This is a genomic window from Tenacibaculum profundi, assembly GCF_057162725.1.
The window spans coordinates 2,723,015-2,747,422 of sequence record NZ_CM169894.1 but is presented as its reverse complement, the minus strand read 5'-3'; the positions used below and the strand labels follow the sequence as shown (position 1 = coordinate 2,747,422).

The window sequence follows — 24,408 nt, the reverse complement described above, 5'->3', positions numbered from 1 at the left end:
GTTTTATATTTTTGTTAACCTTATTTTACATATCTTAGCCTAACTTGTATATGCCTTAAATTTTGAATAAAAAACAACTGAAATACGACAAAGCTTACTTAAAAATGGCTAGAGAATGGGGACAACTATCTCATTGTGATAGAAAAAAAGTAGGTGCACTTATTGTAAAAGACAGAATGATTATTTCCGATGGCTACAATGGTACTCCGTCAGGATTTGAAAATCATTGTGAAGATGAGAGTGGATATACAAAATGGTATGTTCTTCATGCAGAAGCAAATGCTATTTTAAAAGTAGCAAGCTCAACACAGTCATGTGCTGGAGCAACTTTATACATAACACTCTCTCCATGTCAACAATGTAGTAAATTAATCCATCAAGCAGGAATAAAAAGAGTCGTATATGCTGACGCATATAAAGACCCCTCTGGTTTAAACTTTCTTGAAAAAGCAGGAGTTAAATTGACACATCTACCTTATGAACAAGAATAATTTACCTATTTACTTTTCAATTGCCGTTATATTCGGAATACTTATTGGTACCTTTTTTAATAATGGAAAATCTTATTCTTCCATTACGAAAAGAACTTCAAGTAATGAACAAAAAATACGACGACTTATTGAGTACATTCAGAGCGATTATGTTGACACGGTAAACACAGACCAATTATTAGACAATGCTATTGCTGAAATGCTGGATAAATTAGACCCACATTCTGTATATATCCCAAAGGAAAATCTCCAATCAGTTACTGAAAATATGCAAGGCAATTTTGTAGGAATCGGTATTCAGTTCAGAATGAAAGGAGATACCATAACAGTTGTTGATGCCATAAAAGGAGGTCCTAGTATAAAGGTTGGTATAAAGGCTGGAGATCGAATTCTAATGTCAGACAATGATACTTTATACGGAAAAAAAATAAAGTCTAGTGAAATCTTAAAAAAATTAAAAGGAAAACCAAACACTAAAGTTAATCTTCAAATATACCGCAAAACAAATGACAGTCTTTTTAATATAGATATCACAAGAGGAAAAGTTAATATTAAAAGTGTTGATATCGCCTATATGCTAAACGAAAACATAGGATACATTAAAGTAAATCGTTTTGCTAGAAATACTTATAGAGAATTCAAGACTTCCTTAGACACATTACTTACAAAAGGAATGGAAACCTTAGTTTTAGACTTAAGAAATAATGGTGGAGGTTTTATTGATATTGCCAATAAGTTAGTTGACGAGTTTTTGGAAGACGACAAACTTATTGTATACACAAAAAATAATAAAGGAGTTATAAATAAGTCGTTTGCAACAAATAGAGGTAGTTTCGAAAATGGAAAACTTTATGTTTTGATTGACGAAAACTCGGCATCTGCATCAGAAATAGTAGCTGGAGCTATTCAGGATAATGACAAGGGAATCATTATAGGTAGACGATCTTTCGGAAAAGGTTTAGTGCAACAAGAAATGGATTTGGGTGACGGCTCTGCTATTCGACTAACTACCGCACGTTATTACACTCCTACAGGTCGATCAATTCAAAAACCATACAAAAAGAATAAAAAAAGTTCGAATTACAGAGAAGACATAGAAAACCGCTTCTATAATGGAGAACTTTTTAATAAAGACAGCATTAAAACAACAGATAGCTTACAATTTAAAACCCCAAAAGGAAAAATTGTCTATGGTGGTGGTGGAATTATACCTGATGTTTTTGTTCCAATTGACACTACCTCTAATATTTCTACTTTTATTTTTATACCATTACAAAACTTTGCTTTTGATTATGTTGATAATAATCGTGCTACATTAAACACCCTATCAATTGATGAATTTATAAAAACATTTGATAGTAATCGTGAAGTTTCTGAACTCTTTTTCTCTAAAATAAAAGATTTTAAACTTTCTAATAAAAGAAAATCCAAAATAAGAAATAGCCTAAAAACAGTAATCGCAAGAGATCTTTTTAATGACGAGGGACTCTACAAGCTTAGCGAAAAAGATGATAAAATGATCCAAAAAGTACTTAAACTTGAAAAACAAACAAAAAACTTGCCTTAGAGCAAGTTTTTTTTATTTAAAAAAAACTACCTTATATGTAACCTTTTCAATTTTTAATTGTTTTAAAGATAACAACCGATCAAAATCAAGACTTTTGAAAAATTTTACAGATGAAGAACTTATGCTGAAAGTAGCCAATGGTGATCTTAACAAATTGTCTACGCTCTTTGACAGATACCATATTCGTTTATATAATTTTTTCAATAAAATGATAAAAGACAAAACAATTAGTGAAGATTTAACGCAAGAGGTATTCATGAAAATACTAAAAAGTAGACACACCTATAAAAACGGAAATTTTACTTCTTGGATATTCACTATTGCTCGAAATAGTTTTACTAATCATTATCAAAAAAACAAACGTGAAAGAGTTCATTTATTAAACGATGACATTTACAACCATACAGAAACTACCAACAACAAAACCGAAGACAATATAAATCATTTAAAAAATGCCCTTTTACAACTTTCTAAAAATGATAGAGAATTAATTGTAATGCATCGTTTTCAAGAAATTAAATATGAGCAAATAGCTGAAATAACAGGAGCATCTGTAGGCTCAATAAAGGTTAAAATGCATCGAGCAATAAAAAAGCTAAAAACTATTTATTTTCAACAACTTTGAAAAACAAAGAAATATGGATTGTAACAATGTTCAAAAATTATTAGTTAACTACTTAGATGGCGATTTAGCCAACAATGAACTTTCTAAGTTTGAAGCACATATTAAAACCTGTCATAGTTGTACTAAAGAGTTAAAAGAATATAAAGAGCTTTTTTTGACTATTTCTGACGTTAAAATGACTGCACCCAGCCAAAGGTTAACGTCAAATTTCAATAAACTATTACTTGAAGAAGTTAATAAAAACAAAATTACTCCTTTAACTTCAAAAATAGAATGGAAAACCCATATAAGAATTGCCGCAAGTATTCTTATCATTTTTAGCACATTTCTTTTAGGTTGGTATCAAGGAAATAACAACACAACGATTACTAGCGAAATTAACACCAAAGAAAAGAAAGACTTTTTAAGCTTAATCAATAGTGAATCAGCTAGCAAAAGAATTCTAGCTGTAGAGAATTCAAAAAATTTCCCTAAAGAAAGTATCAGAATTATAGAGGTGATCATTAGCAAATTATTTCATGATAAAAATACCAACGTGCGCTTAGCTGCAGCAGAGGCCCTTTCAAAATTTTCATCGCTAGAGATCGTTAAATCCTCTCTTACAAAAGCATTAGAATCTGAAAATGAACCAATTATACAGATAGAGCTTATCCAAATATTAACGAACATCCAGGAAAAGAGAGCACTTATGCCTATGAAAAAATTATTAGAAAATAAAGACACACCCAATTATGTAAAACAAGAACTACAACTTAACATCGCTAAGTTTTTGTAGGAAATAACTAAGAAAAATATGAAAAAATTAAGTTTACTAATAGCATTATTCGTTTTATATCCTTTATACGCACAAAATAAAGAATACACTCACAACTTACAAGAAATAAAAAAAGTACAAATACAATCGAATACCCCAATAAAAGTAGTTGGAGTAGATACTAAAAATTTAACTCTTTCTTTTTTACAAAAAAATAAAAACAATGAATTATTCGACTCAAAAATATCTTTAATAAAATCAAAAAAAAAGGATAAAAAAGCAGGACTTACTGCCATATTTCCTGGAGGTAAAGACGACACTAATGGCTTTGGATTTTCCGTAGAGAAGACCAATAATATATTGCATCTGAATGATCTAAAATCACGTTATGCTGAATCTATTATTATAAAGATACCTAAGAGCCTAAACTTTTCAATTGAATCAAAAAAATTTGCAGATATTACTATTGTTGGATTTTCTTCAGAAATTGAAGCCAAATCAAATATTGGAGAAATTAATATGAAAAATATTACTGGTCCCATTACTGTAAATTCAAAAATTGGCGGTATCAATATTGAATTTTCAACTATAAATCAATCCTCTCCTACAACAATAAGTTCCTCAATCGGAGAAATAGATGTTAGTTTGCCTTCTACTACAAACGCTGATTTGGATATCAAAACAAACGGTACTGTTTACTCTAACTTTAACTTTAAAAAACCTACCAAAGAAGAGCTTTCTGCGAATAATGAAAATAGAAAAATAAAAGGCTCTATAAACAAGGGAGGCGTAAAAATTAGCTTAAAATCTTCTCAGGGAAATATCTACTTAAGAAGAAAGTAAAATCAAAGAACACCGCTTAATTCAGGTTATTTTGACTTATATATTAGTTATTATAAACTATAATACTAAAACACTTATAAAATGAAAAAAATACTATTATTCATCGGGATTTTATTGAACTTAAACATTCTATATTCTCAAAAAAAAGTAATTTTCAAGAAGCATACTGAAGGAATATCAAATATTGATACAAACTTTAAATTTGCTAATGAAATAGAACTCAAAAACTGGGGTAAAAATGAAATATACATTGAAGCATCTGTTAGCCTTAGAAAGAATGATGATAATATCGATTATAATGATATGTATACTTTGAAAAGCAACATATCTAATAACGTTTTAAATATTTATTCTGACTTTGGTGATTTTTTTAAGGGATGTGGAAATAAAAGTAGATATCATCATGAAAATAATAAAAATAGTACTGAACATCACAATGATTGTAATCCTCAGGTCAAGATTAACTATCTAATTTACCTCCCCAAATCTATCGTCTTAAAAGTAAAAAGTATTTCGGGTTCTGTTAATAGCTCTTTAATTAATAGCAAACTAGATCTAGATCTTATCAGTGGAAATATTTCTATTAAAAACTACACTAACGATTTAAAACTAAAAACGATTAGTGGAGATATTGATATTTTTATTTCTGACACAGTATTGCAAGCAGAGACAATCACAGGGAAAATTTACTCTAATACAGACATTAAATTGAGGCATTCAGATAAAGAATTAATTTCAAATAAGATTCAAGGAATTGTTGATTCCGGTAAAAACAAATTAACTTTATCTACTATTTCAGGAAACATATATCTAAGAGACAAACACTTAAAAAACGAATAAATGTATCGAATAAATCTTAAAAAAATAACTGTACTTCTATTACTACTCACTTTTTTTTCTTGTAAAAAAGCTGATAAAAGTACTTCTTTTAAGGCTTTCATAGACCTCATTAATATGGTTGATGATAAAATTCAGGTAACTTTAGTCGCAAATAATTTCACAGCTACATCTAACTTGTTTTATATTCCCGAAATAATCCCTGGTACGTATGTGGATTTAGATTTCGGACAATACATCCATAATTTAAATGCCGAAGACAATCATGGTAATACACTAAAAGTTGACCGTAAAGATAAAAACACATGGTATATTCATGATATTCATAAATTACACAAAATAACCTATTGGGTAGACGATATAATTGAAAGAGAAAATCCAAAAAAAATATCTCATGGTAAAGATCAAATGCTAGCTACCTTTGGTACAAATTTTGAGAAAAACGATAATTTCCTACTCAATATGCAGGCTGTTATTGGATACTTTTCAAATCATAAAGATGTACCCTATAATATTAATATCTCGTACCCAAAAAATTTAGATATAGCTTCATTATGGAATAATTATTCTACAATTACTAAAGACAGCACCAAAATATCTTCTTTCCAATTTGATCGTTACTTTTCAGTAATAGACAATCCAATACTTATTAGTAACCATCAAAAAATAACATTTAATGTTGATAACCTCGAAATAGAGTTCATCTTATTTTCTAAATCAGAAAAAAGAGATGTAATAGGAATAAAAAAGGGTATTGAAGAATTAATTATAAAACAAAAAAAATACCTTGGTAATTTTAAATACCCTAAGAAATATACAATTATTTTATACGAAACACCTGCTGCATTTCACTCTGATGTTGGATGTTTAGAACATTATTTTGGAACTCAAGGTATATTTAGTGAAGAACTAGGGAACGACTATCTTGCTGGGAGGGTTAGGGATATTTTATCTCATGAGTTTTTTCATCTACTAACACCATTACAACTCCATTCTGATCAAATTCATGACTTTACTTACAATAATCCACAAGAAATGTCTCAACATCTATGGCTTTATGAAGGCGTCACCGAATATTTTTCTAATATTTATCAAGTAAATCGAAATATAATTAGCGAGAATGAATTTTACAAAAGACTCTTGAAAAAATACTATAATTCAAAAATATATACAGATAGCTTTCCTTTAACAACTCTAAGTAAAAATATACTAAAAAAAACCTATTCAAGAGAATATAATAATGTTTACCATAAAGCTCCTTTAGTTGCCATGGCATTAGATATTATGTTAAGAGAAAAAAGCAAAGGGGAGTATGGAATTTTACAGCTTATCAAAAAATTATCTGAAAAATTTGGAGAAAAACGACCATTTAAAGATGATACGTTTATCGATGAAATTATCAACATCACAGATAAAGATATCGGTAATTTCTTTAATAATCATGTGAAAGGAGGTATTCCAATCCCATATGATTCTATTTATAAAAAAGTAGGACTGAAATTAATAGAAAAAGAAGTTAGCACTAATTACTTCTCTCACCCAACAAATAATTCTTTAGGAGTTTATTTAAATAGAAACGAAAATAATAAATGGTTAATCGGTGGAATATATCCAATGAATGATTGGCAAAAATCAATAGGCCTAAAAAAGAATGACCTCCTTATTTCTGTTGATAATATAAATTGCAATGGCTTACAGGATATATTGACTATTATTGATAAATCTTTATTGTGGAAGAATAATGAAATTATAGAAATAAAGGTTTTAAGAAACCAGAAAGAAATTACTCTAAAAGGAAAAGCTTTTCCTCCAAAAGTAATGCAACTATACCTGATTGAAGACAGTAATAATTCATCAAAAAAAATAGTAGAGTTAAGAAACAGTTGGCTTTATAAATAAACTGAAATAAAAACAATATCACTAAAAACTTAGCACCATCAATAACCTCTTTTTATTTTAGACAAAAAATAGAGGATTAAAAACAACGATTCGTGATATTGTTTTTTTTTATTGAAAGACTGAACTAATTATCAAAACATTACCCCTATGATTAGTATGTTATATTAAGAAGCTTTTTTTAATCCTTTTATATCTATATACCTCTGCAATTGTTGGATTATCGGCACATTTTTTTATTAGTTGTAATTTATCACCAGCCCTAACCTCTCCTTTTTTTAAAACTTTAAAATAAATACCAGAAAAATCTTGTTTCCAAAACTGTTTTACAATTTTCATATTATTAAATCGCACTCCTAACTTCATACAAGGCTGTCTTGGTTTAGTTGCCTCTAAAATTACCTCTCCTGCCTTATAAATATCTCCAACATAAACTTTCGACTCATCTAAATCAGTAATAGTTAAGTTCTCACCAAACATTCCGAAGTTCCATTCTAAATTAGAATACAGTTTCTTCCAATAATCATAATGTTTAAAAGAATATCCGTATACTGCTTTATCAATTCCACCATGATGTTCTCTATTACAAATAGCATCACCTTTAACCTTCTCTGTATTCAAGAAAATAGCATGCCTTGTTGGATATTTAAAAATACCTGTTATTACTTTCTTCCCTTTCCAATCTATTTCTTTACGTTCTCCTATGTTGGTTGCAATAATTTCCATCTGCAAATATTTTTGACTTGACTAATTTTAATTTTTAATCAAAAAATTTTCAAGAACATTCGCAATTTTTCGGTTATCAGATAATTGAGGTATTTTATTTTGTCCTCCAAATTTACCAATTGACTTCATATATTCATGGAAACCTCCTTTTTTCACTTTCCTTACAATTAGAGTCTTTAAAATTTTACCTTCAATTAAATCTTTATAATAAATATTCTGAGCTTGCATTGATACATCTATTTTCAATGCCATTTCTTCGAGGTTTTCTGGTTCGTTTTCAAACTCGATAAACCACTCATGATATGGCAATCCTGATTCAGGGTTTACCTGTGGAGCCACTGTAAATTCACTTATATTTATATCTGTTCCTTGAATGGCATCGTTTAAAGCCTTTTCAACTTCCTTACCGATAACGTGTTCCCCAAAAGCAGAAATAAAATGCTTAATTCTTCCTGTAACCTTTATTCTATAGGGTTTTAATGATGTAAACTCAACTGTATCTCCAATATTATAACCCCATAAGCCTGCGGAGGTATTTAAGATAATTACATAATTAACACCTAATTTTACATCTTTTAAAGATATTCTTGTTGGGTTTTCATTATAAAATTCTGACGACGGAATAAATTCATAAAATATTCCTGAATTTAATTGCAATAGCATTCCTTTTTCTGTTTGAGAATCTTGATATGCTATAAAACCCTCTGATGCAGGATACAACTCAACATAGTCGATCTTTTTACCTATTAAAGTTTCAAATTTATTTTTGTAGGGTTCAAAATTAACTCCTCCATAGACAAAAAAGTTAAAATTTGGAAAAATTTCAGTAACCTTCTTCCCTGTTTTTTCGATCAATTTCTCAAAATAGACTTGAACCCAAGAAGGTATTCCGCTTATTACCGTCATGTTTTCTGAAACGGTTTCCTCTACAATTTTATCTACCTTTTCATCCCAATCCTCAATACAATTAGTTTCCCAACTTGGCAATCTGTTTTTTAACAAATAATTTGGTACATAATGCGCAGCAATACCGCTGAGTCGTCCTAATTTCACTCCATTTTTATCATCCAACTTAGGACTTCCTTGTAAAAATATCATTTTACCATCAACAAAACTTGCGTTTTTTGTTTCTGCGATATAGAATAAAAGGGCATTTCTAGCTGCTTTTATATGAGTTGGCATCGATTCCTTGGTTATTGGAATGTACTTGGCTCCTGAGGTAGTACCGGAGGTTTTTGCATAATATAAAGGCCTTCCTTTCCAAATTACACTATCTTCACCTTCAACTACACGATCTATATATGGTTTCAACCCTTCATAATCATTAATAGGAACGCGCTTTTTAAAATCTTCGTAATCATTAATAGAAATAAAATCGTGATCTTTTCCAAAAGCAGTTTTACACCCTTCCGAAACTAAATATTCAAAAACTTTTTTTTGAGTCTTGTGTGGCTTACTAGCCCATTTATATACTTGTTTCCTAATTTGATTTGCAAATGGAATTGCTAATTTTGACTTGATACTCATTTATTCAAAAGATATATAGTTAGTTGGATTTACAGAATACCCATCGTTCCATAATTCAAAGTGTAGATGAGGACCTGTTGTAAGTTCTCCAGTAGACCCTACATTTGCGATTACTTCTCCTGATTTCACAAACTCTCCTTGCTGTTTTAATAAAGTACCATTGTGTTTATATACTGACAGAAACTCATTTGAATGCTGAATCATAATGACATACCCTGTTGCTGCTGTCCATTCGGATATAATTACAGTTCCGTCTGCTATTGCTTTAACCGGTGTTCCTTTTTTTGATACTATATCCACGGCGTAATGTTTACTTTTTACATCATAAGATTGTGAAATAATTCCTGTTAAAGGAGCGAAAAAAACGTTTTTAGCCCTATCTTCGTTAACATCAGATAATGGAAATCTATCTTTACTCTCAATTTGCTCTCTGAATAAAGAGTCTTTTTTAGTTGCTAATAGTTTTGATTCATCCAAATCAAGTCCATTATCATTTATGTTCACAATTGAATCTATCTTTTCTGGTTTGATTTCTCCTGTTAAAACAGGTTTTAAAGCGCTTGTATAAGCCTCTAAAACTTCTAACCTACTCTTTAAAGAGTCCGCTTCATAGGTTAACCTAGTCGCCTTTTTCTTTAGAGAAGTCGAAGAATAGCCAGGAATATATTCTCTTAATGACGTAAATGCTATTAAGAGTGTTGTTAACACTATCAATAAAATTGAAAAAAGACCACCTAAAACAAAAACATTTAATCTTGATAGTTTTAATGAAAACCTTTCCTGAAAAGTATCCTCATTTAAAATTACCAAACGGTATTTATCTGTTAGTTTTTGTTTGAACTTTCGTTTTTTATCTTTTCTGGACACAGTCTACTAATTTATAAGTTCAAATATACAATGAAGTCTTTTAACTTTTTCATCATCTTATCTTCTGTTTTCTTTTTTTTGAAAATTTCAAAAATATTTTCTGTTGAATCATAAATAGTTCAAAACTTCGACTGATTATTCGACACCAATATTGGTAACGCTTTATATTTGAAATTTCCAAAAAAGAAAAAGAGAATATTTTTTCTTTGTATAAATTAAAAAGTTAAAAAACAACTAATAGCTATATGTGCTTTTAATTCTGATATAGAAGACACAAAAGAATGTTTTATTTCGATAATTTAAGATTCTAAATCATGGTGTATTTGTAATATCCAATCTAATTAAAATCGAATACGTACGAAATGGATATAGAGAAGGTATTGGTACTTGACAGATTCTCTTCTCCTTCAAACGCTGAGGGTATGTTAAAAACATAACCTAAATCTATATCAAAATTCCTATTTGAATATTGAATTGGAACATATAACTGTGTATTAACTAAGCCATAATCTTCATGATATTGATATAAAGTGATTTGACGACCTCTAAATGTAAAAGTTCTTGCCAACTGAACTGTTTGTTGACCCACGGTAACTCTTAACTCTGGCTTCAATTTAAATTGACTTGATCCTTTTTCAAAAAATTTAAATTCTTTATAGCCACCAAATACAAATTGAGAGGCATTTTCACTTCCAAATAAATAGCTAAAAATGATATCAGCTCCTATACTTTTGCCTTTATTGTCAAACTCTACTCCTGCATTAAAGCTATTTTTAAAGGGATTATATTCTGGATTATTGTAAAAGTAACGATCATAAGAAACAGACCACCTCAACCTGTTACTTTTCACAATATTATTCCCATAACCCAAAGAAATAGAAGTAAAATCCCATTTTGGATCAAATTCACTAAAATAGGTAGCTCCAAAATTTAGAAACAAACCAAGTGAATTAAAATAAGTTATCTGAGGAGCTATATTAAACTGATCTATTCCAACATCCCTTCCCGAAAAGTAGGTATTGTTATTGTAATCAATAGAAATAACTAAAAAATCTGTTTTAAATTTAGCTAACTCCAAAAATTTATCAAAACCTTCTTCATTAATTATATTACTTATTATTTCATTTTCATCATCAGTAAAATCATGTTCTATAACTTGTCCATATGTTAGAGACACTGATATAATTAATAATAAAAATAAAACAATATTTTTCATTTGCTTTTCAACAAAAATAATTTTCAATTCAAATCTGAGACTCCATTAGAAACATATACAATATTAAAATAGGTGATTATAAAAAATTAATTTATAAATATCACGATAAACATTGTGTTCACATCAATTTCTAACTCTTTTGTTTTTTACTCTTTGCATATTTCTTCTTATGTTTTTTTTTGCTCTGACTTTGTCTTTATTTGATACTCGCTCGCGAATTAAATTCTTTTGCTTAGTTGTTAAAGTTGCTCTAAACTTGGCTTTTGCTAATCTTATATTTGTTTTATTTTTTGAAATAATCTTCTTCTGTGAGTTCGTAAGCGTTTTTTTTAGCGCTCTCTGCCTTTGAATTTTAGATAACTTTTTATTTTTTAAAATAGCTCGTTGTTCTTTAGAAAGCGATGCTTTAAAGTATGCACTATTTTTTTTAATCATTTCTTTTTGAGAGCTCAACAACTCTTTTTGCTCGTTAGATAAGTCCAACTTTTCTATCTCTTTTTGAGCAAAAACATGAAAGAAGCTCAATAACAACAATATTAAACTTATATTTTTCATTTTTTCCATCTTTATCTTTTCTGTTATTATCTATCTGTAATAAAATTTTACAAATACAGATCTTTTTCTTATTTGACCTTCTTCAATTAAAAAGTTTTAACTATTAATCATAACTTTACTTACTCTGTAAAAACTTCCTCTGTTAACAGTTTATCATTTACAAAACTATCTAATATAGCATCTAATTCATTATCATCAGCTAATGCAGTTGCAATTAAAATATCTGTTTCTACCGATGAAGAATTACTTCGGAAAGGATTGTAAATAGCAAATCCTATAACCAATGCAATTACAGCGGCCGAAGACCACAAGAGTATTTTTTTAGATAAAGAAATCACTTTGTTCTTAGAATTATTAATTGTCTTATCTATTATCGAGTTTTTTGACTTAATAAAGTAATCTTTAGGTAGTTCTAAACCTAGATCCTCTTTATGTTTTTTCTCTATATCCAAATCCAATGTATTGCGATACATAAAGTTATTATTTTGTTTCTTCATAACAAACTATGCTTTAATTTTTTCTATATAGGAAACTACTGTTATATTCTTTTCTATGTGCCTTACAGCACTATAATAATGTGTTTTTATCGTATTTTCACTCATCTGTAATAACTCTGCAACTTCTCTAAATTTTAGATTATCATAATATTTCAATTGAAAAACTCTTTTTTGCTTTTCTGAAAGTAGCTCTAAAACTTCATTTAGCCTAATCTGAGCTGCCTTTCCATCAAAATACTCGTCTCCTTTTAAATTTATTAGAAACTGACTATCAAAACTCTGCATTGACAAGGTCTTTTTTCTATTTTCTTTTTCTATAAATCGAATAGACTCATTGTATGCTATCCTATACATCCATGTGTGTAAAGAACTTTCTTGTTTGAAAGTTTCTATACTTTTAAAAACTCTTATAAAAGTATTCTGTAAAACATCATCTGCATTTTCATGCGTTCCAACTATTTTTCTAATATGCCAATATAAACGTTCTTGGTATAGATCTAGTAACTTACTAAAAGCTTTTTCTCTATGTTTTTTACTAATTAATTGTTTTACAAAAATAGCTTCATTCATGTGGAAATTTATAGAATATTAATATTATATGATTTAAGAAGATTAAAACACTATGAAAAGTCTTTTTTATTCTTATAATTTACAAATTTAATTTGATAATATTTTTTATTTATTGAATTGAGCCCGTATTAAACACCAGAACAAATACTTAAATTATTTTAAAAAAACCTTCTTATAAATTTTTTAAAAATCCAGTAAATAATACGGGATTGATTTTATTTCATAAATGTTACTGCATATGCTTTATTTACATATTGTGCTCTGTGGGGCGTAGCACTCATTTGTGAAAAACTAATAAAAAACAATAACCTCCTCTAATCAAAGTCTCAATTCAAAATATGTAAAAATCTATTATACCAAATAATCACGAGTTATTTTTAAGCCCATACTCAGATTCGATATAAATACTAAATGTTTATATACCTTTTAAATTTCTGACAATAGCACAAGTGTATTGGCTATCGATTAATGGTAATATATTCGGTAATATTTAATCTTTGTTTTTTGGAGCAGTATTGTGTTATTTAAAATATTACCTTATTACATTTAATTTAAACCCGCATTATACTTTGAACACCTATCACAAAATAAAATAATAAACAAAATGAATAAATAAGTCTTCCTAATACTTTTTGGTATTAAATAATACGGGTTTTTCATTACCCCTAAATTTTACTTTTTCTTTTATCTTTCAATACAATTTCTCTTTTTACGCCATTTTCGTCCGTTATTGTTGCTAAATTGTCACACTCGCCATCTCCAAAATCTATTACATAACTTTCTGTCTCTTTTATTATTTGAGAAACGCCACTTACTATATACTTACAAGCATACTTCCTCTTTAATGGAGATTTTATGCTTGTTTTATAAAATTTTCCATTTTTATTGACTGATTCCCAAAAACCAATAACTAAAAAAACATCATCTTCTCTTTCTATCGAGTTACTTCCTTCAATCATCTCCTTTATTCTTTCCCCTTTTTTAGAAATTATCTCGCCTGTTGATAAGCTCATTGTCATATCAACAATAAATACTCTCTCTGGGTTTCCATTATCATTCTTATCTACCTTTGATAAATATATATTACCGAATACTTTAGTATCATCAACCGAAAACTCCTCAAAAGTAGTCTCTTTTATAAAAATCTCATTTTCTTTAGCATATTCAATAATTATCTTGCCCGCAAAAATTCGGCCTCTTCTTCCTTCACATCCCTCACCAAAATTTAACGTCACTATTTTACCATTTTCAGTTTCTTCAATAGTTCTTATGAAACAATCTGAATTATCATCAAGAACAATCTTTTTCTTTTCTGACACCTCTGATTTAAGTAAATTATCTTCAATTATATATTCTATGTCTGCGACATAATCGTCTGTCAAAACCACATTTTGAATTTCTTCCGTAGGCAGCGCTTCATTGATTGTCAATGGTTCTTCATCAGATTCACAAGAAGCCAATGTTAATAAACCTAAAAATGAAAAGACACACACATTTCTGCTAATAAATTTTACGATCATAATTTCTACCTTTTTAAAGTTAATTAGCTCTTTGACCCATTAAGCCTTAAAAAGTTTTAAAAAAATATTAACTAAAAATCAAACAGACACTTATTATCAAGCCATAAAAAAACAGAAAACTCCCCTATCGGAGAGTTTTCTGTTTTTTTATGATGATTTCTAGTTACAATTTTTTATAAAAATTCATTTCATCAATATAACGCCATACAGCATCTGAGATAAGTGGGCGTATCGATTTTTGTTCTTTAATTCCACTTCTGATCATAGTAGATGATATTTGTACTACAGGAGCCTCTACTCTAATAATCTTAGGATGATTGTGAAACCTAGTTTCAATAACTCCTTCTGAAATTCTAGGATACACATATACCTGATAATCATCTAAAATAGCCTCATAATTTTTCCATCTATGAAAACTTTTTAAATTGTCTTCTCCCATAATAAGACTGAACTTATTATCTGGATATTTCTCAGTAAGTTGTATTAGTGTAGTTATGGTATAATTTGGTTGTGACAACTTAAATTCAAAATCTGATGGTTTAATTTTATCATAATCTTTAGTAGCTAAATACACCATTTCTAATCGATGATAATTATCAAGTAACGAGTTTTTTTTCTTAAAAGGGTTATGAGGAGTAACCATCATCCATATTTCGTCCAAGTCAGAGTTTTCAACCATATGATTTGCTATAATCAAATGTCCTACATGAATAGGATTAAAAGTTCCAAAATACAACCCAATATTCTTACTCATTATTTATTTATTTTATTCATTAACTATTTAATTCCTAAAAACTCATCCACTAAAAATTCAGCATCTTTAAGCGCTACTTCTAAATCATAATTTTTGATAATTTTATCAAACTGAGGTGCCGTTGCTAATTCAACAGAAGCCTTTGCCACTCTTGATGCTATTTTTTCATCACTTTCCTCTCCTCTATTTTTTAATCTTCTAATGAGCTCATTAATATCTGGAGGTTTCACAAATACCGCTAATGTTCTATCGGGAAATTTTTCTCTAATTCTTAACCCTCCAACGACATCAATATCAAAGATGACATGTTTTTTTTGATCCCAAATTCGTTCAATTTCTGTTTTTAAAGTTCCATAAAAATTATCCTTATATACTTCTTCCCATTCTAGAAACTCACCTTTTTTAATTTTTTGTTTAAAATTCTCTAGAGAAATAAAATAATAATCCTCTCCGTCTTTTTCATTACTCCTTGCCGCTCTTGAAGTAGCTGAAATTGAAAATTCAAGATTGAAACGTTTTTTAGCTAAAAGATGACGTACAATAGTAGTTTTTCCAGATCCAGACGGTGCCGAAAACACGAATAATTTGCCTTGAAAACCCTTTGCCATTATTTATAGTATATTTAAAATTTGTTCTTTGATTTTCTCTAGCTCATCTTTCATTTGTATCACGCTTTTCTGCACAGGCGCGTAGTTGGCTTTCGATCCAGTCGTATTTATCTCCCTACCGATTTCCTGTACAATGAAACCTAATTTTTTTCCGTTAGAATCTGGCGTAGCTAATTGTTCTAGGAAATAGTCTAAATGATTAGCTAAACGTACTTTCTCTTCATTAATATCTATTTTCTCCAGATAATAAATAAGTTCTTGTTCAAATCTATTATCATCTACCTCTGTTTCGATTTCGGACAAAGCTTTTTTAAGACGTAATTTTACATGCTCAATTCTTTCGTGGTCTAACTTCTCTATATCGCAAAGCCCGTTTTTAATATTTGCTATTCTTTGCTTAAAGTCACTTTCTAAAGATTTTGCCTCATCGATCCTGTACTGAACAATCTCCTTTGTAGCCTTTTTGATACCTTTTTCAATTTCTTCCCATTCTTTTTCATCTAACTCCTCTCTTTCTGTTTTTAAGGCATCTGGCATCCTAATAGCCATGTTAAGCAATTCTACATCTTCTCCTGTGCCTGATTGAATAATATTTCTTAGCTGATTCATATACTCCTTAACAACCCCCTTATTTACAGTAGTTGTCGTTTCATCTGCAGTAATTTCAACAAAAACTGAAAAATCTATCTTTCCTCTTACTAAATCGCTTGCTAAACCTTTTCTTACTTGAAGTTCTTTTTCTTTATAATACGAAGGCATTCGAACACTAAGGTCCAAAGTTTTACTATTCAATGATTTTATTTCAATTGTAATTTTTTTTGTCGGTAGCTGTAAAATAGATTTACCATACCCAGTCATTGAGTGGATCATAATTTCAATTTTATTGGATGCAAATATACATTTATTTATCAGTAGTTTCTTTTCCTTGAATTGTAACCAGATATACTCCTGTAAATATAAGTATGGTTGCTATAATTTTAACGGTATTAAGTGAGTCACTTCCTACCATCAAAGCGTAAATAGTAGCAACAACTGGTTGTAAATAAATAAATACACTTACCGTAGTAGGTTTCAGTTTTGATAATGCAAATAAATTAAACAAGTATGTTACACAGGTTGAAAAAACAATTACAAATCCTATTTTTGAGTAGATTGAAAATGTCATTGAGGACCATTTTGCAATGATAATTTCATTCCACCCAAACGGTAAAACCATAAAAAAACCAAAAAGGTACAACCATTTAACAAATATAATTGGGTTATACTTTTGAATAATATCTCTAACAATTACTAAAAATAAACCGTAAGAAGCTGCGTTTATAAAAACAAGTAAGTTTCCAAGCATCATGCTTTTCGCTCCTTCTCCGCCTGCGTTCCCATATAGAATTAATATAACGGCGCCCACGAGGCCTATTACAACCCCTAGAACTTTTTTTAAAAACAACCTCTCTTTTAATATTAAACTAGCAAAAACTAGCACTAAGATTGGAGCTGTTAACATCATTACAGAAGCGCTAATTGGTGTTGTATAACTAAGTCCTTTAAAAAAAGTAAGCATGTTAAGTGCAATACCAAAAAAAGATGCAATAACAATTCTCTTAAAATCTTTTTTTTCTATGGCTTGTTTTTTAATAAAAAAACCAATTGACCAAAATAAAATAGCTGCTCCTCCAACTCTCAAAACTATAAAACCAAATGGTTTTAAGTACACAGGCATCACATCCTTTGCAACGGTAAAAGTGACCCCATAAATAATAGTTGCTATTGATGTTGCAAGCAACGCTAATATTCTTGAATTCATTGATAGCTTAAATTAAGAACACAAAGATGAGGAAATATCAACCAACTCTTATTCAAAATAATCATAAATAGAAGTCAAAATGTAACTTTGTTTTTTTTCTAGATGTAAGTGTATTTCACAAGTAATTTTAAGTAAAAATCTAATTGAATGTTATAAAGTACCCTACAAGGTGAAACTTAATTTATATTGTGAGAAAAAACTATTTGTCTAAGCATGATATCATTCGATAAATAAACAAGATTGTGCGTTTTGTCACATTTTAAAAAGGGCTGCACTAAATTTAGGGGAGCCTCTTTTAAAAAACAATTTATTTTTTAATTCATTAATAATGATGTTCATGATACTTGCTCTAGATAAATTTTATCTGAATTTAAAAGCATTAGCTTGATCACTAAACTCAGGTCTCTAAATATGAATAATCGTTCCAAAGAGATATTGGAAACCCTCTCATAAATTTAAAACATTGTAAAATTGACTAATTAAATGAATTCCAGCCTTGAGCTTTTAGAGCTATCTCTTGATTTGCACGGGTAACAAGGTTTAGTCCTTGGTCTTTTTCAGTAACATGACCAATAACCGTTAAATTTGGATTTCCTTTAATTTTATCAAAATCATTTATTGAAATCGTAAATAATAATTCGTAATCCTCACCTCCACTGAGCGCAACCATAGTTGAGTCAATATCAAACTCCTCACATGCAGAAATAACTTGCGGATCTAATGGAAGCTTGTCCTCATATATTTTGCAACCTACTCTACTTTGAGTACAGATATGAAAAATTTCTGATGATAATCCATCTGAAATATCAATCATAGATGTTGGTTTCACCTTAAGCTCCATTAAAAGTCTTGGTATATCTCTTCTTGCTTCTGGTTTTAACTGTCTTTCGATAATATAAGAATAATTATCTAAATCTGGTTGATTCTGAGGATTTACCTCAAAAACTTGCTTCTCTCTCTCTAATACTTGCAAACCTAAATAGGCCCCTCCTAAATCTCCAGAAACTACAATCAAATCAGTCGGTTTCGCTCCATCTCTATACACGACATCTTCCTCTTTAGCTTTACCAATTGCTGTTATCGAAATCAATATTCCTTTATTCGATGAGCTTGTGTCTCCTCCAATTAAATCTACCTTATAGTTACTACAAGCTAATTGAATTCCTGAATAAAGCTCTTCTAATGCCTCCAAGGAAAATCGGTTAGAAACGGCAACAGAAACCGTTATTTGCTCAGCTTCTGCATTCATGGCATAAACATCTGATAGATTTACCATTACTGCCTTATAACCAAGGTGTTTTAATGGCATATAACTTAGATCAAAATGCACTCCTTCTACCAATAAATCTGTAGTAATTAGCGTCTGTTTATCAGATGACCCTACAACTGCCGCGTCATCCCCTACTCCTTTTACTGATGTAAAATGCTGTAATGTAAAATGCTTTGTTAAATGATCTATTAAGCCAAACTCACCTAACTTTGACAATGAGGTTCTTCCTTGATTTTTATTTTCTAACATCTCACAAAGATACTCATATATCCAGAATTAACATAGTATAGTTAGCATAAGAGAATAAAATATATTAAGCATTGTATTTCAATATTTTATATATTTACTATACCTCTATTTTAATTGTATGATATGCTGAAAAAATTACCTTTTATCTTCTTTTTTTTGTTGCTTTCTACTGTTAGGTCTCAAACTCCCTGCATCAATGGCATGGCTAATGAATATCCTTGCAATAACTTTGACTTAATGAGTTTTATTCCTATAAAAACTTTAGCTAACTCAAATGGAACTCCCACCGGAAGTGACGTTTGGGGATGGACGGATCCGGAAACAAATAAAGAATATGCGATCGCTGGTATGTCAAACAGTACTGCCTTTATAGACATTACTGACCCTATAAACCCAGTTTTTTTAGGTAGATTAGACTCAAATAAAGGGAGTAGTCATTGGCGAGACATTAAAGTTTTTAATAATCATGCTTTTATCGTAGCTGATAATGTTGGAGAACATGGAATGCAAGTTTTCGATCTAACAAAACTCCGAGGAGCTACCTCTGAACAAAACTTTAATGCTGATTTTATTTACACTGGAGTTGGAAGCTGTCATAATATTGTTATTAATGAGACTAAAGGAGTAGCATATTTGTTAGGATGTAGGGAGATAAATGGGGGGGGTCCCATATTTATTGATATTACCACACCGACATCTCCTTCTTATATTGGCGACTATAGAATCGAAGGATACTCTCATGATGCTCAGGTAATTACTTATTCTGGTCCTGATACTATTCATCGTGGCAAAGAAATATATATTGGAAGTAATGAAAATAAAATCATCATTCTTGATGTTACGGACAAAACTAATATTGTAAAGATTTCATCATTAAATTATCCTCAAATTGGCTACACACATCAAGGTTGGTTTACAGATGATCATCGTTACTTTATTTTAGGTGACGAAAAAGATGAGCAAAACTTTGGAATGAATACAAGATCATTAATTTTTGATCTACAAGACCTGGAGAACCCGAAATTATCCTTTACTCATTTTGGAAAAACTAAGGCTATTGACCATAACGGATACGTCAAAAATAATGAGTTTTTTTTATCTAATTATACTGCTGGCATGAGAGTTTTTGATATTTCGAATATATTTTCTACATCAAATCCAATGGTTGAAATTGGCTACTTTGACACCTACCCTCAAAACGATAACACCGCTTTTAATGGTGTCTGGAGTATATACCCTTATTTCTCCAGTGGAAGTATAATAATCAATGATATAAATCGTGGGCTATATATTGTAAAAAAAAGCGGAACTTTAGATATAGACGAAAATAAAATAGATAAAATCAATGTAAAAATATTTCCAAACCCTACTCAAAAGCAGCTTGTAATTTCCATAAATAAAGGGAAAATAAAAAACCTAGATATTATATCCATAATTGGTAAAAAAATTATTTCAAGAAAGGACTTAAATTCATCTAAAATTGAATTAGACATAAGTAATCTTTCAACAGGAGTTTATTTAGTCAAGGTCAATACAAAAACGAAAAAAATAATACTAAACTAATAAATATTGTTATTTAAATTCATTAGGCTTAAAATTTTTATAGCTCTAATAATGAGCTGTAGCTCTAAGAAAGTTGAAATAAATTCTTTTTCAATGAGACAAATTGAATTTATAAAAACTTTCGGAGGATCAAAAAATGAAGTCGCAAAATCCGTTGTAAACTGTAAGAATGGAGGATATGCTATCCTTGGATACGTTCAAAGTAACGATTATGATTTTATTTTAAAAAAGAATGAAAGCTTTGATCTCTTTATCATTAAATATTCTGATAATGATCAATTGGAATGGGTAAAGACTTTTGGTGGAAGTAACAATGATAGGGGAGAAAAAATAATTACAACAAAAGATGGAGGCTTTGCAGTAATTGGGTATTCAGAAAGCTCAGATCTTGACCTCACTCAAAACAAAGGCGATAAAGATTTTTGGGTTCTGAAACTTAACTCAGAAGGTATCATTGAATGGCAAAAAAGTATAGGCTTTCTTGGTAAAGATTTCGGAACTGCTATAATCGAAACTTCAGAAGGTGGCTTTTTAGTTACTGGAGAAATCGATGTTACAGCTTCAATTGGGGAAGGAAACTTTAACGCAAAATCATTGCATGCTGGTGGGGACTTTTGGATTATCAAATTGAGCTCGCTTGGACTAATTGAATGGAGTAAATACTATGGGGGTACCCTTACAGACACTCCTTACGGAATAGTTCAGACTCAAAACAACAACTTTATTATTGTTGGTAGCTCTGATAGTCATGATGTTGATATTACCAATAATAAAGGAAGTTATGACTTCTGGATCCTTAAAATAAGTAATTCTGGAAAACTTATTTGGCAAAAGAACTTTGGGGGCTCAGAAATCGACGAAGCGAAAGCCATTGTAGAAACTAACAATAGGGATTTGTTAATTATTGGAAATAGCAGAAGCAAAGACAAGGATATAAACCAAAATTATGGAGGGTCAGATCTCTATATTATAAAAATTGATTACGATGGATCACTATTATCAAAAAGGAATATCGGAGGAATAAATTTTGATTCAGGAAACTCTATTCATCAAACATCTGATGGTAATTTCTTATTATCTGGTAGTACAAGAAGTACTTTTAAAAATATTCAGAATAAAGGCCAAAACGATTCCTGGATTTTAAAAATTGACTCTGAAGCCAATATCCTTTGGCAAAAAAACTTTGGTGGTTCAAATATCGATGTTTGCTTTGATGCAATTGAGCTTAAAGATGGAAAAATTATAGGCGTTGGAGAGACTATTAGCAATGATAAAGACGTCCTTATTAACAAAGGGTTTTCAGATATTTTAATTGTAAAACTTAAATAAAAATATTATAAATGTATATTTACATGAAATAAAAATAGCGATTATGAATAAAATTATAATAACATTTTTGTCTTTTTTCATGCTATGTTGCAGTTCTGATAATGACGAAGCTGTTAAACAAATCTCACTTCGATTACATTTCACTCACAATTGGGACGATACACCTATAAGTAGTGATGACTTTGGAAAATTCAACTACGAGAATCAAAAAGGAAACAAAATAAGCATCGAACACCTAAAATACTTGATATCAAGAGTTAACATAACAAAAAGCAATAATGATACTATTAAGTTTCAAGGATATAAACTGATTACGCTAGATGATGAGGTATTCTATGAATTACCTGAAACAATCTCCGAGGGATCTTATAAATTATCTTTTACTTTTGGGTTTAATGACGACGATAATATCTCGGGAGCTTATCCCGATTTAAATGCTGTAAATTGGAATGTAGAATCAGATAAACCAGGAGGGTATCATTTTTTACAACTTGAGGGTAAATATAAAGACTCCTTAGGCATGGAAAAACCTTACTTATTCCATGCTATAAAAGCATATAATGCTGTTAATGATTCAATAAAAGATACATCATTTAAATTAGATTTAGGAACCATTTCATTAAAAAACAATGCAACAATAGAAGTAAAAATGAACCTAGCAGAATGGTTTAAAAACCCTCATCCATGGGATTTAAACGAACGCAGTACAGATTTGATGATGAATTTTGATGCACAACTAGATATGTCTGATAATGGAAAAGATGTTTTTAGAATTGGTGAAATTACGCAATAACTAAATCATTAGTGCACTTTAAATTGAGGCCCCTAATACTCTTATTTACTCTATTTACTCTATTTACTCTAAGTTGTTCTTCACCAAGTAATGACATTGAAACGTACACACCTAAAAAAGTAGATTTAGAAATACCCGAAATATTCAAGAAGAAGTTAATCGCACCTATAATTCCTGAAACAAACCCATTAACGGAAGAAGGAATTAACCTTGGTAAAAAACTTTTTTTTGACCCTATTCTATCAAAGAATAATATCCAATCATGTGCAGGTTGCCACAACCCCAAAAACTCTTTTTCAGATATTCAATCACTTAGTGAAGGCGTTAACGGAATTAAAGGAGATAGAAATGCAATGCCCTTATTTAATTTGGCTTGGAATTTTAGTGAACGATTTACTTGGAGTGGTTCAGAATTAAGTATCGAAAGACAAGTCTTTTCTCCTATACGTAACCCCAAAGAAATGCATGGTAATTGGACAACTATAATAAAGAAACTAACGACGCATCATGAATACCCAAATTTATTTTTAAAGGCTTTTAACACCACAAAAATAGATTCTTTATTGGTAGCAAAAGCATTGGCTCAATTTCAACGTACTTTGATTTCTGCAAACTCTAAATTTGATAATTTTTTAGAAGGAAAAACCAACTTATCAGATGAAGAATTAAAAGGTTTCCAAATATTTACCAACGAAAATAAAGGAGATTGTTTTCATTGTCACGGAGGTACACAAAACCCGCTTTGGACTGACAATCAATTTCGCAACAATGGACTCGACTCTGAATTTAGTGATTTAGGCCTAGGCAGTGTAACAGGAGATCCTTCTGATTATGGAAAATTCAGAACCCCTTCTTTACGAAATCTAATATTCACTGCACCGTACATGCATGATGGTAGATTTTCCTCAATTGAAGAGGTTATTGACCATTACTCAGAGGGTTTAAAAAACTCCGAAACGATAGATCCTCTAATGAAAACGGTAAATGAGGGCGGCGTTCATTTAACAAACGATGAAAAAAAGAATTTAAAAGCCTTTCTTCTAACATTAACGGATTCGAGCTTTGTAAATAATCCTAACTACCGAAATTAATCATAATTATCGACATAATCTATGGTTTTATAAACGATATTCATCTTAAAAATGATATAAATCATATTTTGTCATTATCTTTGTAGTTGATTTAGGATATTAATCTATTTACAAGTATGATAAAAGTATCAGATACTGCAAAAAAAAAGGTTGTTCAATTAATGACTGAAGATGGCTTCGACGCTAAAATCGATTATGTAAGAGTTGGAGTTAAAAGTGGAGGTTGTTCAGGTTTATCATATGATTTAAAATTTGATAATGAACAAGAGGAAAATGACAAATTATTTGAAGATAATGGCGTTAAAATCATTGTTGACAAAAAAAGTTTCCTTTATCTAGTAGGTACAACACTAGAATATTCTGGAGGTTTAAACGGCAAAGGATTTGTTTTTAATAATCCTAATGCCAACCGTACTTGTGGGTGCGGTGAGAGTTTTTCCTTATAATAACACAAATAGA

25 protein-coding genes are annotated in these 24,408 nt (G+C 29.9%); 12 read left to right on the top strand and 13 right to left on the bottom strand.

What is annotated here, in order from left to right; translation table 11 throughout:
- Positions 1-59 precede the first annotated feature (59 nt).
- The 7 genes from AC2GW8_RS11195 to AC2GW8_RS11165 all read left to right on the top strand — a co-directional run bounded on the left by AC2GW8_RS11195 (position 60) and on the right by AC2GW8_RS11165 (position 7,016).
- Positions 60-491 (top strand): deoxycytidylate deaminase, encoded by a 432-nt coding sequence (locus AC2GW8_RS11195; protein ID WP_440882213.1) that lies wholly within the window; start codon positions 60-62, stop codon positions 489-491.
- Positions 478-2,058 (top strand): S41 family peptidase, encoded by a 1,581-nt coding sequence (locus AC2GW8_RS11190; RefSeq protein ID WP_440879956.1) that lies wholly within the window; start codon positions 478-480, stop codon positions 2,056-2,058. The genes AC2GW8_RS11195 and AC2GW8_RS11190 overlap by 14 nt, the downstream gene beginning before the upstream one ends.
- 94 nt (positions 2,059-2,152) lie before the next feature.
- Positions 2,153-2,683 carry an RNA polymerase sigma factor gene (locus AC2GW8_RS11185; RefSeq protein WP_440879955.1) on the top strand — a complete coding sequence of 177 codons (531 nt, stop codon included), beginning with the start codon at positions 2,153-2,155 and terminating at the stop codon, positions 2,681-2,683.
- 13 nt (positions 2,684-2,696) lie between these two features.
- Complete coding sequence (locus AC2GW8_RS11180) at positions 2,697-3,458, top strand: HEAT repeat domain-containing protein (RefSeq protein WP_440879954.1); 762 nt, start codon at positions 2,697-2,699, stop codon at positions 3,456-3,458.
- Positions 3,459-3,476: 18 nt separating this feature from the next.
- Entirely contained in the window at positions 3,477-4,280 is an 804-nt protein-coding gene (locus AC2GW8_RS11175; RefSeq protein WP_440879953.1) for a DUF4097 family beta strand repeat-containing protein, read from the top strand.
- 81 nt (positions 4,281-4,361) lie between these two features.
- The gene (locus AC2GW8_RS11170) at positions 4,362-5,120 is read left to right on the top strand and encodes a DUF4097 family beta strand repeat-containing protein (RefSeq protein ID WP_440879952.1); all 759 of its coding nucleotides are present in this window, start codon (positions 4,362-4,364) and stop codon (positions 5,118-5,120) included.
- On the top strand, positions 5,121-7,016 hold the full coding sequence (locus AC2GW8_RS11165) for a M61 family metallopeptidase (protein WP_440879951.1): 1,896 nt from the start codon (positions 5,121-5,123) through the stop codon (positions 7,014-7,016). It begins immediately after the preceding gene.
- A 159-nt stretch (positions 7,017-7,175) separates the two neighbouring features.
- Here the strand turns inward: AC2GW8_RS11165 and AC2GW8_RS11160 are convergent, their stop codons facing one another.
- From AC2GW8_RS11160 to thiL, 13 genes are all read right to left on the bottom strand, one after another.
- The gene (locus tag AC2GW8_RS11160; protein ID WP_440879950.1) at positions 7,176-7,739 is read right to left on the bottom strand and encodes an MOSC domain-containing protein; all 564 of its coding nucleotides are present in this window, start codon (positions 7,737-7,739) and stop codon (positions 7,176-7,178) included.
- 27 nt (positions 7,740-7,766) lie between these two features.
- Entirely contained in the window at positions 7,767-9,266 is a 1,500-nt protein-coding gene (locus AC2GW8_RS11155) for a GH3 auxin-responsive promoter family protein (protein WP_440879949.1), read from the bottom strand.
- Positions 9,267-10,133 carry a M23 family metallopeptidase gene (locus tag AC2GW8_RS11150; protein WP_440879948.1) on the bottom strand — a complete coding sequence of 289 codons (867 nt, stop codon included), beginning with the start codon at positions 10,131-10,133 and terminating at the stop codon, positions 9,267-9,269.
- Positions 10,134-10,470: 337 nt separating this feature from the next.
- The gene (locus AC2GW8_RS11145) at positions 10,471-11,349 is read right to left on the bottom strand and encodes a hypothetical protein (RefSeq protein WP_440879947.1); all 879 of its coding nucleotides are present in this window, start codon (positions 11,347-11,349) and stop codon (positions 10,471-10,473) included.
- A 123-nt stretch (positions 11,350-11,472) separates the two neighbouring features.
- The gene (locus AC2GW8_RS11140) at positions 11,473-11,904 is read right to left on the bottom strand and encodes a hypothetical protein (protein ID WP_440879946.1); all 432 of its coding nucleotides are present in this window, start codon (positions 11,902-11,904) and stop codon (positions 11,473-11,475) included.
- Between the two features lie 119 nt (positions 11,905-12,023).
- The gene (locus AC2GW8_RS11135; RefSeq protein WP_440879945.1) at positions 12,024-12,401 is read right to left on the bottom strand and encodes a hypothetical protein; all 378 of its coding nucleotides are present in this window, start codon (positions 12,399-12,401) and stop codon (positions 12,024-12,026) included.
- Positions 12,402-12,407: 6 nt separating this feature from the next.
- Positions 12,408-12,971, bottom strand: a complete 564-nt coding sequence (locus AC2GW8_RS11130; RefSeq protein ID WP_440879944.1) for an RNA polymerase sigma factor — start codon at positions 12,969-12,971, stop codon at positions 12,408-12,410.
- Between the two features lie 665 nt (positions 12,972-13,636).
- Positions 13,637-14,491 (bottom strand): hypothetical protein, encoded by an 855-nt coding sequence (locus tag AC2GW8_RS11125; RefSeq protein ID WP_440879943.1) that lies wholly within the window; start codon positions 14,489-14,491, stop codon positions 13,637-13,639.
- 163 nt (positions 14,492-14,654) lie between these two features.
- A complete protein-coding gene (nadD, locus tag AC2GW8_RS11120) occupies positions 14,655-15,245 on the bottom strand; it encodes a nicotinate (nicotinamide) nucleotide adenylyltransferase (RefSeq protein ID WP_440879942.1) in 591 nt (196 codons plus the stop codon).
- Between the two features lie 23 nt (positions 15,246-15,268).
- Positions 15,269-15,853 carry a guanylate kinase gene (gene gmk, locus AC2GW8_RS11115; RefSeq protein ID WP_440879941.1) on the bottom strand — a complete coding sequence of 195 codons (585 nt, stop codon included), beginning with the start codon at positions 15,851-15,853 and terminating at the stop codon, positions 15,269-15,271.
- 3 nt (positions 15,854-15,856) lie between these two features.
- Positions 15,857-16,723, bottom strand: a complete 867-nt coding sequence (locus AC2GW8_RS11110) for a YicC family protein (protein WP_440879940.1) — start codon at positions 16,721-16,723, stop codon at positions 15,857-15,859.
- 31 nt (positions 16,724-16,754) lie between these two features.
- Entirely contained in the window at positions 16,755-17,654 is a 900-nt protein-coding gene (locus tag AC2GW8_RS11105) for a DMT family transporter (RefSeq protein WP_440879939.1), read from the bottom strand.
- Positions 17,655-18,129: 475 nt separating this feature from the next.
- Entirely contained in the window at positions 18,130-19,173 is a 1,044-nt protein-coding gene (gene thiL, locus AC2GW8_RS11100) for a thiamine-phosphate kinase (protein ID WP_440879938.1), read from the bottom strand.
- Between the two features lie 123 nt (positions 19,174-19,296).
- Between thiL and AC2GW8_RS11095 the strand changes: the two genes are divergently transcribed.
- The 5 genes from AC2GW8_RS11095 to AC2GW8_RS11075 all read left to right on the top strand — a co-directional run bounded on the left by AC2GW8_RS11095 (position 19,297) and on the right by AC2GW8_RS11075 (position 24,395).
- Positions 19,297-20,736, top strand: a complete 1,440-nt coding sequence (locus tag AC2GW8_RS11095; protein ID WP_440879937.1) for a choice-of-anchor B family protein — start codon at positions 19,297-19,299, stop codon at positions 20,734-20,736.
- Positions 20,737-20,829: 93 nt separating this feature from the next.
- Positions 20,830-22,065: a hypothetical protein gene (locus AC2GW8_RS11090; protein ID WP_440879936.1), complete on the top strand. Its 1,236-nt coding sequence runs from the start codon at positions 20,830-20,832 to the stop codon at positions 22,063-22,065.
- A gap of 43 nt (positions 22,066-22,108) precedes the next feature.
- A complete protein-coding gene (locus tag AC2GW8_RS11085; RefSeq protein ID WP_440879935.1) occupies positions 22,109-22,858 on the top strand; it encodes an MbnP family protein in 750 nt (249 codons plus the stop codon).
- 23 nt (positions 22,859-22,881) lie between these two features.
- On the top strand, positions 22,882-23,949 hold the full coding sequence (locus AC2GW8_RS11080; protein WP_440879934.1) for a cytochrome-c peroxidase: 1,068 nt from the start codon (positions 22,882-22,884) through the stop codon (positions 23,947-23,949).
- Positions 23,950-24,065: 116 nt separating this feature from the next.
- On the top strand, positions 24,066-24,395 hold the full coding sequence (locus tag AC2GW8_RS11075; RefSeq protein WP_440879933.1) for a HesB/IscA family protein: 330 nt from the start codon (positions 24,066-24,068) through the stop codon (positions 24,393-24,395).
- Positions 24,396-24,408: the final 13 nt, after the last annotated feature.